The organism is Micrococcaceae bacterium Sec5.1 (assembly GCA_039636795.1).
Taxonomy (GTDB): Bacteria; Actinomycetota; Actinomycetes; order Actinomycetales; family Micrococcaceae; genus Arthrobacter.
On sequence record CP143430.1, the window covers coordinates 4,279,851 to 4,292,921 of the forward strand.

Genomic DNA, 13,071 nt, shown 5'->3' on the forward strand with positions numbered 1-13,071 from the left:
GCCGGTAAGCATGCGGGTCAGATGAAGAACCTGTTCTTCCACGTCATTTGATCCAGCTTGTGGCACCATGCTGCTCGTTCAAGCCCTGAGGACGCCAAGTCCAACTGGCCCTCCAGTTCTGCCATGTTCAGCACATTCTGGTCACTCGTGTAAACGAAATGGTCCTTTGCATGGACCGAGCTTCGCTCAGTCTGTGCCAGCGTGTAAGCATGCACGGAAGGGCGCGTCCAGAAGATGCCCTTGCCGACGATGCGGGCCGGCACACCGGCTGCCGTGGAGTTGGACGGGACGTCCTTGGTTACGACAGCGCGTGCCGCCAAGATGCTGCCCGAACCTACCTTCGCCCCTTTGAGCAGCAACGTGTCCTCGCCGAGCCACACGTGATCACCAACCCATATGGAAGCGCTGGGATTGATTCGCTGGTGGGTGCTCGTCGAATAGATCAGATGCGGGTCCGCTGTTCGAAATACCACGCGTGATGAAAACATGGCATCGCTGCCGATGATGACATGTTTGCGTTCTGTCGGCAGGAAGCGTGCCTCGGCAGTGAACGACGCTCCCGGGCCCAAATAGAGCACAGAATCTTCAAACACGCTTGCCACCAATTGCAGGAACCTAAGCGACTTGCGCAAATGAATTACCGAATCGTTTCCCATGAACCGCAGCCGTGTATTGCGCAACTTGACGCCGTCCTCCACGAACAGAACATTTCCCTTTCCGGCAAACTCCACCGAGGAACGGAGAAACTCTGATTCGGATGTCTGATTCCAGTGAACAACGTTGTCCGTGATGGTGGAGATGTCCGCGAAAGAGCGAATAACTTGAGTTTGCCCCAGTCTTCCGGAGCCGGTCCCAGCGGCGTTATCCGACATGTACTGGCACCTCATTCAAGGCTGACGCCTCATCCACCATGGCAACAACACTGGAGGCTTTCCAGTCCACTGCTCCAAAGATCTCCCCCGCCTCGTCAGGAGAGTCCGACCGATGAATCACGATCAACAGATGTTCGGCTTTAGCGGCGATGACTAATCTCAAGGCAAGCAGGTCCGCCATGGCCCAGCCGTCCAGCGGCTCCACCACGGCAACTTGCGATGCCTTATGTGGGCCTCGCTCAAGCGTCAGCCCAGACACCTCGATTTCCGCATCGCTCACGAAGTGGACCTCCATCGTGTCGCCCTCGATATCTGCGGCATAGCTGCGATACCGAAAGCGAGCGAAACGGTCACCGTCCAGCACCACATAGCTCTGTGGATCCTTCGCGTGGAGGCTAAGCGCAGCTGCGCTCATTGAGTACTGCACTTCATGCGTGGAACCCGGAATCACAGGCCCAGGTAGAGTGCCACTCCACTGCGTTCCATTGGCTTCGATAGCAACAACCGCAGACAGATGCTGGATTGGATCGTAGGCCGGATAGAGCTGTTGCTTTTCCGAAGTGAACTTCAGGAAGTCGTAGGAATGTTCGGACATCGACTGCAGGAATCTGGTCTGGCCCAGCCAACCTTCAATGAACCAGTTGGCGCGGGCAATCCTAGAGCCGGCAGAATCAACCCGAACCTGCACTTGAATGCCGTTCTCTTGGGGGAAAGAACGTACTTCATCGGCACCCATCTCCCGATGCTGCAGACCGCTCAGGAACCCGCGGATAATGCCTAACATAGCTGGCAAAGCCGCCCGTGCCACGTCAGAGTGGACACCATTGATTCGGTATTTCGTGAGGTTCGGAACGTCTTGGACGAGCTCGATGAGTGAGTGGTTGCTGAGTTCATCGGAGTTCGTGTAGAAGTAGTCGATTCTTCGTCCCTCGGCGAAGTATTCGCGCAGGCTGTCCTCTGGCTGCTGCACGTCGTGGAGTGCACGATTGCGGAACAGGTTGTCTCGAAAGAACGGCTTGTTGAAGTAATACGGCAAATTCATTTGGGGCACAGCTAGCAGGAGCTGGGCGGCCGGGAAGTCCTTTGCATAGTGGATGGCTATGCTGCCGCCTTTGGAAGCTCCGAAGAACAGCATCTGTGCTGGGTCGATACCGAAGCGCGTCCGCAGTTCCTCGATGGCCTCCGAAACCCGGTCGTAGAGGGGCCTGCCCGCGTTGTCCACCATCATGTACGAGCCTGCGGCAAGGTAGCGGTCCTGAAAACACACCATAAGGGTGTCCTTCAGGTCGGCATCGGTAACCGCCTTGAGATAACTGACGGCATACGAAATCCGTGAGGTTGATGGCCCGAAGCCCGGGAAAGTTATGAAGAGCTTCTTGGGATTGGTGGTATTTCCCCGCAGGGAATAGTAGGTGTCCCCGTGCTGCTCCACGCCGTACTGGTGATCGTACTTCAGCTGCTGCGGAGTAGTGAAAGCACCGCGTCCAATCTTCAGCTCATACGGTGCGTCAATGTCCAAGGTAAACCGCTTCGGGTCCTTCGACGTGACGATGATGTTGCGATATTCAAGCGGGAAGCCGCGAGCTGGGGGTTCTATCTTGTTCCCATAGACCACTTCGCCGTCCTGGAGCAGCCTGAATCCCCTGCCCTTATGCACTTGCCACTTTGCAATAGTCAGTTTTGCAAAGTAGGTTCCCTGCGGCAGGTTTTCGGACGCCAACCTGCGAACGCTGCCTTCCAGGCCCTTTGCCTTGATGAATCGCCGTGCTGGTGCGTTGGCTGGGGATGCCATCAGTTTGCGGGCGAAGCTGGTGCCGGCCTCGGAGTAGGCGGCATCTACAGCGATGCCCGTGATGGTGCGTTTAATGGCTCGGATCTTCCTCATTAGAGACTCAGCATCCTCTCAACGATTTTGGCATTGATTCTTTGGGGGTCCACTCCCTGGAAGAAGCGTTCGCGACGGGCACTGAACAATTCATGGGGCCGGAGATAGTGCTCATGGACAATGTGGTTGATCAGATCTGCATGCTCCTCAAAGACCGGGCCCAAGCCATCGTCGCGGTAGTCCACTCGGCCTTCGTAGGGTTGCTCATGGAAGAAGTCCGCTGCGTCCCAGTGGTAATAGGCAATTGGCGAGCCGATGAAAGCGGCATCAAGCACGGCCGAACTGTAGTCCGTGAAGACCATCTCAGCCGAGGCAATGGCTTCGCGATAACTCAAATCGGTCCTGACAACGTTCTTGGAGAACCTGAATTGGCCGGCTCTCTTTTCCACGTTTGGATGGAGTTTTACGTGGAGAGTCCGGCCAGTTTCTTCAAGGAACGCCAGCAGCTCTGGATCCGCGAGGACGGCGTCGATTGCCCGGAAGTACTCCGACTGGGCGAACTGTTCGCTGGACACTTGGTGCAGGTTGAAACGCCACGTTGGCATGAACAGCAAATGCTGTGGCTCGTGCGCCGTTCTGGTCAAGGTCTCGAAGCGGGGCAGCCCGGAGTTCAAGGTTTCGACGGGAGCAAGCTTGCCCAGATAGTCGGCTTCGAGTTGACCGGTGGCCACGAACACATCGAAGTATTTGGAGAGGATCCAGTCAGTCATGTCGTTCAACTGGATGCCGTGTTGCAAATACACAAAGCGGGAGTTCGCGAAGGACTTGCCCCGGTATCTGATGTTGTAAATCTGGGACGAAACCACCAGGTCCGAGATGAGGAACTTCTCGTAGAACTCGGTAGTGAAGATCGGGATCAGTTTGAAGCCCTTTGCTTGCAGCCGTTCCCAGTCCGGCGATTTTGGGTTCAAGGCAAAGTACGCCTCCGTGAACTCCTCGTGGTTCACCATGAAATATTCATACAGGTGCTCAGCATTGTCGTCTGCCTGTAGGGGCCTATCAAAGAAAATCATGGTTGAGGAGGGAGTAATGGCCCGGCTGTAGAAGTCGTAACTGGCAGCCCGTGAATAGCCAGGCCGTAGATCTCGCGGCCGATACGACTTCTCGATGACCACGGTGTCCCCGCCGAACTGCAATTCGTAGAGGGGCGGCTGAGACCCGTCCGTGGGCTGGCCTTCCCTGAAAGACAGATATGAATCACTGTCGCTCAACTGCTTGTAGAGGTGGGTATCGGACTTCTCGTCAGACAGCCAGCGAATCCAGGACGCCTCCACCGGCTGCAGCGGTTCAACGAAGCGAAGCATCTCGACGAGACGATACGTCCGGACGACGTCCCGGAGATTAGCCAAGGCAACCTGTGTCACCTTTCCAGCCCGCATGCCGCGAAGGAACAACGCTACGTACCGCACCAGGTGAAGACGGACTTCCTTCGAAGCCGCTGGGATCAGTGGGACCAGCCGAGTGACGTCTTGCGCTATTTGCAGGCCAATGGCGGATTTGGTATCAGATGCGACTGAGAAGCCAGTGGTGAGAGGCTTTACCGTTCCGATAGACCAGTACAGACGGTAACTGAGATACAGGGCTGAGCGGTCGACGTCGCCAATTGCTTCCAACGCATCCCTCAACCGACTGGTGTTGAAAACAACACCGAATACGTCCGTATCCCGGGCGTAGCGATAAGCGTCGTCAATTTTGGTCGCAGCCACGTTCTTGGCGATTACGCCTGTGTACAAGACCGGCTCAGCCAGATAGACCGTCCGCGGACGTAAGTACTCCAGCATCGTGGTCATGTAGGTGGGGGCAAGCTGATGCGACGTCCTCATGAACACCACGTATTTGGTTTCGACGGTTTCGCTAAGCCGTGTGATTTCCTCCGTGGTGAGCGGTTCGTCTACCTGGAGTATGGAGAACTGCGCTTCATACCGAAGCCTTGCAGCGATGAGTCTCCGGTACATCACAGACTCCCGGTCAACACCTCCGGGAGCCTCGAGGACGATGGTGACCAGGGGAATTGAGTCGGGCATGTGAGTCCTCGGGAATCGACGGCAACGAGATCACGCGGGCGCAGATCCCTTATGCCTACTTGTAGTTCAGATACACAGTGCGGACTCAGACCGGATCGTGTTGCGGAAAATTGCATTTCTGATCTTGCATAGACCGTGGTCTATCGTGGAAAAGATCCCCAGCTATCAGTTGCCATCCAATCCAAGGAACACATGACGCTCCCCGTTGACCAAGAAATGATTGCGACAGAGCGACCACGTCGTGCCGGGAAGCCTCCCCGGAAGACCGTACGGAATGTGCTTCTCGGCTTCGCGGCGGCGGTGCTGGTGGCCGGCCTTATTGGCGGCGCCTATATTTTCAATCTGGCCCAAACCTTCAATGCCGGGACCACCAAGATCGAATCAGCGTTCCCGGATGAGTCCACCCGACCGCCGAAGACCGCAACCGGGGCAATGAATATCCTGGTAATGGGCAAGGACAAAAACCCCGACGGGGACCTGGATACGGCGGACACCGCAGCGACTGACCAGCGCACAGACACGCTGATGCTGGTCCATATTCCTGCTGACCGGAAGAACGTGTTCGCGATTTCCATCATGCGCGATACCTGGGTGACCATCCCGGGTAAGGGTGAGGCCAAGATCAACGCAGCCATGGCCTACGGCGGAGTCGCCCTGACAGTCCAAACTGTTGAGTCGCTTTTCCAGCAGCGCATCGACCACGTGGCAAGGGTGGACTTCGAAGGTTTCAAGGGATTGACCGACGCTCTTGGCGGCGTTAAGGTCAACGTCAAAACCCCATTCTCTCCCAGCACGCTCCCGGGGCACACATTCAATGCCGGCAAGCAAACCTTAAATGGAACCGAGGCGTTGGCCTTCGTTCGTGAGCGCAAGTCTTTCCCGGACAACGACTACACCCGCGTCAAGAATCAGCAGCTCTTCGTCAAAGCGGTCATCAGCAAGACGATCTCCAAGGAAACCCTGCTGAACCCGGTGACGATCAACAACATGGTGTCAGCCATTTCGCCGTTCGTGAGCGTGGACAAAGACTTCGACGCCGCCACGATCGGGAGCCTCGCGTTCCAGTTCAAGGACCTCCGCGAGAGCGACACCGTCATGTTCACCCTGCCCAACCTCGGCGTGGGCACATCGCCGGACGGGCAGTCGATCGTGGTTGCAGACATGGCGGCGATTTCGGAGATCGGTGCGGCCATCGGGAATGACGAATTGGCTGCCTACGTCACTGCCAAGACACTGGGTATCTGAAGTAGCCGATTTGTTCACCATGAAAAAGCTTTTCCGAGCGTTTCAAGCTACAGAGATTCGAGACACACGACCACTCCAACACAGTTCCAGTATTTACACGACGGAAACTTCGCCTGCAATACAATTTAGGCATGATGAGAAAAGTCCACACGGCCTTCTGCGACGAATGCCAAGCGAGCACGAAGCACATTACCACTTTTATTAAGCCAAATGGACCAAAAGGGCAAAAGAATACATTGGTCGATAAAATCCAATGCACACAACATACCGGCTCGCGCGCAGGGTCCGAAGCTGGCTAGCATCTATCGGAACCTGTACAGGCTATAGGAGAGTCTCTAAGAAGCGACAGTTTGAGCGGCGACCTCCTCCGATGTCACCTGGCTCCGCTTTGCATCAACGCGCTTTCGTAGCTTCGCGATAGGTCTTTCCACAGCGAACCAGCTCACAATCGCGGCAACGACTGTAAGCACTATCGACGCCGAGCCTTGGAATGCATCGAGGGGCCGCTCGCCGACCCACGCGGCTATGGGGTAATTCCAGAGATATGCAGCATAGGAAACAAGACCCAACCCCCAAAGAGGTTTCATAAGCGCCGGAACACGGCTAGAACGCCATCGAGCAAACTCAAAAATAGCCACCACAGTCGCTACCGCAATAAAAGGGCCAAGAATCAAATAGGTCGCAACCCAATCTTTGACTTCCGGGAACAGACAAATGGCAGTCAAAGATGTAAGAGCAAGTCCGGGAAGCGCAATCCTCTGCCACCCTTCACGACACAAGACACGAGACAGCCTATGCTTCTCCAGACAGGCAAGAGCGCCAATTAGCATGGCAGTAAACCAAGACGTCGGAAGACTATAAATCTTGGTGACCTGTGGGTAGACCATAACAATAGAAGCGGCGCATAAAACTGTAAGAAGAACAAAGCATAATACCGTCAATAGTGTTGGTCGCTTCATCCTAAACGCTAGTAACAGCGCAAGGGGCCATATTAGGTAAAATTGCTCTTCTGTTGCCAGTGTCCATAAATGCTCTAAGGCAGCACTCCCATGATCAAACCCGGGAATATTCATCGTGTACGTCATGGCGACAAGGACGGAACGCGCAATTTCATCACGGTCGCCCAGTAAGTTCCAAAAACCTTCAATCAGCGCAAACCCCGCCAAAAGTGCAACCAGCGGAGGGATGAGTCTCAGGAAACGATGAACGTAAAAACGCCTGAAACGAACCTTTCCAAAGATCTCTATATCGCGAGCAAGGAGACCGGTGATCAAATAACCACTAAGGGCGAAAAACATAACGACGCCCACAACACCAGCACCGCCAAATATCTCTGGCCACGCATGCCGAAGGAGAACGAACAATATCGCGATTCCTCTAATAACGTCAAGGCCATAAAGTCGCTCCGGCGAACTTAGCCGGAGTCGAGTTACCGACTGATTTTGCATCCCTGGGTCCCCCCTCAAATCTCCCCACCGTCTCCTCGTCAAAGAAGAACCAATTTCAATTAGTTTAGCCTTGAGGGACATCGCTCTCTGCAAACAAAACATCGAGGTATCGGTCCGTCCAGGCAGCGTGATCCCTTGTCTCTGCCCAGGCCCTTGCGTGAGCTGCTGTGCCATCCTGACTTGCCAGAATCTCATCTAGGGCAGCGTGTAACGATTCCACGGTCGCGGAAAAAGTCCGCCCGCCAGCTGCCTCCACTGCGTAACCAAATCCCGATTCTTCAGCTGCGACGGTCGGTAACCCCATAGCAGATGCTTCAAGGATAACGGTCGGAAACCCTTCGCCGGCTCCCGTTGACGCAAAAACATGAACGTTACCCGCCGCAAATACTTCGGCGACATTATCTGTATGACCAAGGAAATGGACATCTTTGTTCTTCGCGTAGGCGCCCCTAAGGTAGGCGTCTTGCGAACCGGTTCCGGCAACCAGAACTTGGAGTCCCGCAGCAAGACCGCCAAGAATTGCTAGCTCAGGTCGCTTGCTCGGCTCCAGGCGGCCAACGTAAACGACAACCGGTCGGTCGTCCAACCCCAGAGCCGCGTGGATCTTTTTTCGATATTCCTCCGTCGGAACTCTGTACCGTGTCAGGTCTATGGCCGTATCAATAACGACAACACGACGCGGATCAGAAACAAATCGCGCGATGTCCCGGGCTACAAGATCGGAAACGCAGACTATCGCTGAAGCATGCTTGGACGCATGGCGATAAAAGGGACGGATAACTCGGCCAAACATTCCACTGGGAAATCGACCGTGTTCAGTCCAAACGACTCGTCCCCTCTTGCTAAGAAGCTTAGAATAGGCAATTTGCTCACGCTTGAAGTGAGAGTTAAAGACCACTTCTTGCGATTTCAGGAGGTGTCGGCGAAGTTTCGCTCGTTCAGCGAAGGCGCGGAGGAAGCCAATCGGTAATGTTCTCAAGTTCCATTTCGCCCCTGCATGAAGCGATGTTCGCGGCAAAAACTGAGGCCAAGTTGGAAGGTCCCCAAGCAACTCAACATCGCGGCCTGACTCGTTCATCTTTTCCGCCAACACCGCGATGTATTTCTCAGCACCGCCTTCAAAACCGGTCGTTGCCACAATCTTAAGCTTATTCACGATGTTCCAATCGATGGAAAAGTTATCCTATTTTCCTCAAAACGAGAGAATGCGGGACTCATGCGGCCAACTGAGAGACCAAGAAATATGAACAACATGAACCCCATAAGATGCCAATTGATAAAATCGTAGGACAGACCGAAGGCTAGGAATGCGCCTACAACAGCCACAATTACGGGTTCTCCACGACCGATCGAACCAGCTATGAGGGCCAAAAATATCAGCAAGCCAAATATTCCCGTATAAATGAGAATTGTCACGAACGCGTTGTCAACTGCGAAAGTCCCCTGAGTACCAAAATAACCTTCAGTAAATAGCTTTTCATGAGAATTAAATCCTGATCCAAAGAAGATTTGGAGTGGAGGAAGCTTGAGTATCTCACCGACTGAACTGACGACACCCACCCGATGGGTAAAAGAACCATCTGATGAGAACTTCTCTTCAGAACTAAAGAGGGCGGCCATTAAAACAGCACCGAGGGCTGCTACAACAAGAACCAAAAGCTTGAACACGGTAAAGCTTGCCCTAAGGGAAGCAATCAAACCCAAAGCCACGACAGCCACCGCGGCGGCAATCCCCGAACGAGTACCGGTGAGCAAGATACCAACGAGGAATCCGAGTGAAGAAGCTATCCGCCAAATGCTCCTGATACGAAGTCGAGAAAAAAGCGCCACTGCTATCCCAATGGAAAATAGGTGAGCCAATGGAATTGGATAGCCAATCGATCCTTGAGCTCTATTTGTCCACTCGCCTAGTATCGTGTTCGGGCGTACAATGTACTGCCCGGCTTGATCAGCAGAAATAACGGTTCGAACACCTGATATTCCCAATATCGTTTCAGCAAAAGAAAAGACTAATTCGAGGAGACAAATCAGTAATATTGCCGTGAGAAATAGAGACTTTTCCTTGGGATAAAGGTTGGCGCCCACTATGGCGGAAACCAGCCAAAGAAAACCAACAGAAACTGATCGGAAGAAGTAGTCTGTGTTCCCCGAAGTAGTAACGCTTGACGTCACGTAGATCGCAACGAGGAGCGCAACGCCGAGTCCAATCGGCGGTAGGACTAGTCTATTAACATGAGGCAATGCACCAACCACCATTAGTCCCACGGCTAACAATGGCGCCAGTTGTGATGCCCAACCCGGAAGAATCACTGATCTTGCGGTCAAGAGAACCAAGAAGGCAAGCAGAAGGCCAGCTTCCAGTGATCGTCGTCTGAGGGTGACCACTAAAGCGACCTGAGAAACTGTAGGAGACTCGCTGCTTTTCCGCCCCAATCTTGCGCTGCTGCCGCCGTCATTCCCTCGGCGTTAGGGGAAGGCATCTCCAGGGCAACCTCACTGGAAGCGACGGCCTCCCTGGGCGTATCGAAAAGGAGCGTCTGAGGAGAACGCCGTTCGCGTAGCGACTCCGTTGAAGTTGCTACCACGGTGAGACCAGCGGCAAGGTACTCGTAGTACTTCATTGGACTTCTCCCCTGATTGACATCACTCTGGTTGAGGGGAATAAGACCGACTCGAGCCCGACTCATGTACTTGGGGATTTCTTCGTAAGGGACGCTTCCAACAAGGCTCACATTGCTAGGAAGAGAGTGTGCATTGACAGACACTGGACCGATCAGCGATAAGTTCTCACCAGGGAATGCTTTCGCTATCGCTAGGACACTGTCCCAATCAAACCTGTAGTCCACTGCCCCGACATATACGAATCCTCGTCGTTGCTCAGATGCTCCCTCGGTAAATCGCTCGAGTTCAACCCCGTTAGTCAAAACCATGCTGGGAATACGATCAGGTATCGATAGGTCGTTGAGTACTGCCGCGGATGTGGCCACAACACCCCTACAAACCCGAAGAACGTCATTCTGCCTCAAAGCGGCAACCCGGTTCGAATAAGTGTCCGTCGGCCGATACACAATCTTCCCAGGAATATCACAATCAGTTAGATAGCCTGACATCAACGGCTGATCTACTAAGACGTAGTCGGCATCGCCAAAGCCAATACGGTCTATTAGCTTACCAATCTGTCTTCCGGATCTGGAAAATTGAACTGGAAGAAAAACGTTCGGGATGGCATGAAGGGTGCCGAATTCGTCAAAAAATCCAGAGCCAGAATGCTTCATCGGTCGGCGTCTGAGTACCTTATGAACAATCGAGTGTGGAGTTGAGACATGCGCTACTGAGAGAGACATTTTAGAAAGCTCGCGTGCCAGATGGTGGCTTCCAACTTTGAATACGCCCGAATCCGCGCTGTGGCTTAGAAAGAGAACCTTGAGCTTCATAGTCCTACCTCAGTTCCATAACGGTCTTTAGGTGGGACTCAACTCTTGATGAAACATTGGCCCATGTGTACTGATCGCGCCACAAGCGTCCGGGCGCTTCAAACGATCCCTGGAGGCCATAAAGCTGGTCCATAGCCTCAGCCCACTCCTCACCCGAACCATGATTCTCTACGGCAACTCCGTGCAGACCCACGATTTCAGCGACGCTCTGGCAGCCTCTGAAAAAGGCTACTGGACGACCGCAGGCTAGGCTTTCGACAGCAGGAAGGCCGAATCCTTCCAGAACCGAAGGAAGCACCAGCCCGATGGCACCTTGATACAAGCCAGCCAGCTGTGTGTCTTCTAGGTCGGACACTACTTTGACTTGTCCCTGCAAACCATTGGCTTCAATGAGCATCTCAGCATTAATTCGATCGCTGACAACGGCAACAAGCCGGTAATCTGGGCGAAGTCGTATTGCCCTGAGAAGCACATCAAAATTTTTGTGTGCTTTTAGGTTTCCAACATATAGTAAATAATCGCCCTGTTTCGATGACCGTGAATGTGCAAAAACGTCCGAGCAGCCATTTCCGACGTTTATGACTTCCACGGATGAGTCCTGAAGCCAGGTGCGGATGTGGCCAGCTGAGGTCTCCGAAACGGTTAAAACAGACCCAGCTCGCTTAATGGCCGGTTTAACTGCATATTCATAGTACAGACGCCGGCGTCGCGCGCCAGAACCACCCATCTCAAGATGTATAAGATCGTGCAGCGTCAGGATTTGGGTTGCACTTGTCAACCCAACATTGTAGCCAGGAGAATAAATGTGATCTCGCGAACGAATTCGCATCCTCGCAAGCGACAGCATGTCTGCTGGCGCTGACGATGATCCGACCGCACCAAGATCACGATAAGAAATCGTTAAACGCGACAATACCTCTGCTGCGAAACGCCCAATCCCGTGTAATCCTACCCACCGCTGGTCAACGTATAACATCGGCTACTTCCATTTCTGTGTAGAAGATTCCGACAACGAATCAGTGGGCAACCAATCCAGCATCTGACGACGGAAGTTCTCTGCTGAAAACCTTGAAGCTGTTTCTGAAATCTGGCGCCGATCAAGTTCCAGGGCATGTTCGACAGCGACCTTTAACTCGAGCTCGTCTTGCATTGTCGCCAAATGTCCCGTGATCCCCTCAACAACAGTTTCGGATGTCCCGCCGAGTCTGTTCGCCACGACGGGTGCACCCGCCGCTGCTGCTTCCACGGGCATAATTCCAAAATCCTCAACCGGAGGAAAAACGTACACGCTGCACTTTTGGTACAGCGCGTAAAGCATTGCGTCAGTCGGCTTAACGACAAAGTAGACGGGGACCGAAGAAGCGGCCGCGCGTGCGCGAAGCGTAGCTTCTCCTTCTCCTGAACCTGCTATGACAGCCGGAAGCCCGGATAGTTCGGCGGCCCGGATAACGATATCGAGACTCTTGTACCGTACGAAACGAGACGCGCCCAGCACGAACTCAGCAGGCAGGGATGCGAATATCTCGGATTCACGATTTGAAAGCGTGGAAGCCCAGTCACTATTTGATGAAATACGTTCGGTATCAACCGGAGGATATATTACCCTTGCATCACGGTTCCACGACTTTCGGATGCGCTCTGCGACAAACTTGCTATTAGCCGCGATTTCAATTGGCTCGGCAGCGCGTATCCGATCCAGATATTTTAGAGCAAGACCTGCTCCTTTTATAAACAATCCTTCACCTCGTCGATCCAACTCCGGCTCCCAAATATATCTCGCTGGAGTGTGGGCATAGACGTATTTTGGCAAGGAGGCATTGCGCCCACGGAACCGCGCGTGGTGGGCAAAGAGATGCGAGCTTACTAGCATCCAGTCATATTTTTTGGTCGAGCGCATCTGGCGCCATACAAACGGCATGGCCGGAAGCGCCAGCGCCTTCTTCCGACGAAGTGGTGTCCTAGCAAGAAACGACTCAAATAGTCGCTCTTGCGAGTAATTTCCTGCATCATCCCAAAGGCAATAAATATCCGCTTCTGGATAAATCTCTGCAAGGACATCCAAGACCTTTTCGGATCCACCAATTGGACCTAGCCATTCATGCACAAGGACGCCGGCCATAGTTAGCCCCCAATCTTAAAAGTTTTCTATCACTGCGTAAAATC

10 protein-coding genes are annotated in these 13,071 nt (G+C 53.6%); 1 reads left to right on the top strand and 9 read right to left on the bottom strand.

The annotated features are described in order from the left end of the window. Positions 1-17: 17 nt before the first annotated feature. Genes VUN82_19515 through VUN82_19525 form a run of 3 tightly spaced genes read right to left on the bottom strand, consistent with a single transcriptional unit; the run spans position 18 to position 4,781 of the window. Positions 18-872, bottom strand: a complete 855-nt coding sequence (locus VUN82_19515) for an acyltransferase (protein ID XAS71251.1) — start codon at positions 870-872, stop codon at positions 18-20. Beyond that, entirely contained in the window at positions 862-2,757 is a 1,896-nt protein-coding gene (locus VUN82_19520; GenBank protein ID XAS71252.1) for a hypothetical protein, read from the bottom strand. The genes VUN82_19515 and VUN82_19520 overlap by 11 nt, the downstream gene beginning before the upstream one ends. Further along, on the bottom strand, positions 2,757-4,781 hold the full coding sequence (locus tag VUN82_19525; protein ID XAS71253.1) for a CDP-glycerol glycerophosphotransferase family protein: 2,025 nt from the start codon (positions 4,779-4,781) through the stop codon (positions 2,757-2,759). Before VUN82_19525 ends, VUN82_19520 begins: the two co-directional genes overlap by 1 nt. A gap of 192 nt (positions 4,782-4,973) precedes the next feature. On the opposite strand from VUN82_19525, the gene VUN82_19530 reads away from it, so the two are divergent. Beyond that, entirely contained in the window at positions 4,974-6,026 is a 1,053-nt protein-coding gene (locus VUN82_19530) for an LCP family protein (GenBank protein XAS71254.1), read from the top strand. 335 nt (positions 6,027-6,361) lie between these two features. Here VUN82_19530 and VUN82_19535 read toward each other — a convergent pair whose 3' ends face one another. The 6 genes from VUN82_19535 to VUN82_19560 form a co-directional block, all read right to left on the bottom strand. Continuing rightward, positions 6,362-7,474, bottom strand: coding sequence for an acyltransferase (locus tag VUN82_19535; GenBank protein XAS71255.1), 1,113 nt, complete (start codon positions 7,472-7,474; stop codon positions 6,362-6,364). A 64-nt stretch (positions 7,475-7,538) separates the two neighbouring features. Further along, positions 7,539-8,612: a glycosyltransferase family 4 protein gene (locus VUN82_19540; GenBank protein XAS71256.1), complete on the bottom strand. Its 1,074-nt coding sequence runs from the start codon at positions 8,610-8,612 to the stop codon at positions 7,539-7,541. Between the two features lie 14 nt (positions 8,613-8,626). Next, positions 8,627-9,859 (bottom strand): O-antigen ligase family protein, encoded by a 1,233-nt coding sequence (locus VUN82_19545; protein XAS71257.1) that lies wholly within the window; start codon positions 9,857-9,859, stop codon positions 8,627-8,629. After that, a complete protein-coding gene (locus VUN82_19550) occupies positions 9,859-10,908 on the bottom strand; it encodes a glycosyltransferase (protein XAS71258.1) in 1,050 nt (349 codons plus the stop codon). The genes VUN82_19545 and VUN82_19550 overlap by 1 nt, the downstream gene beginning before the upstream one ends. 4 nt (positions 10,909-10,912) lie before the next feature. Continuing rightward, positions 10,913-11,686, bottom strand: a complete 774-nt coding sequence (locus VUN82_19555) for a glycosyltransferase family 1 protein (protein ID XAS71259.1) — start codon at positions 11,684-11,686, stop codon at positions 10,913-10,915. 201 nt (positions 11,687-11,887) lie between these two features. Next, entirely contained in the window at positions 11,888-13,027 is a 1,140-nt protein-coding gene (locus VUN82_19560) for a glycosyltransferase (protein ID XAS71260.1), read from the bottom strand. Positions 13,028-13,071: the final 44 nt, after the last annotated feature.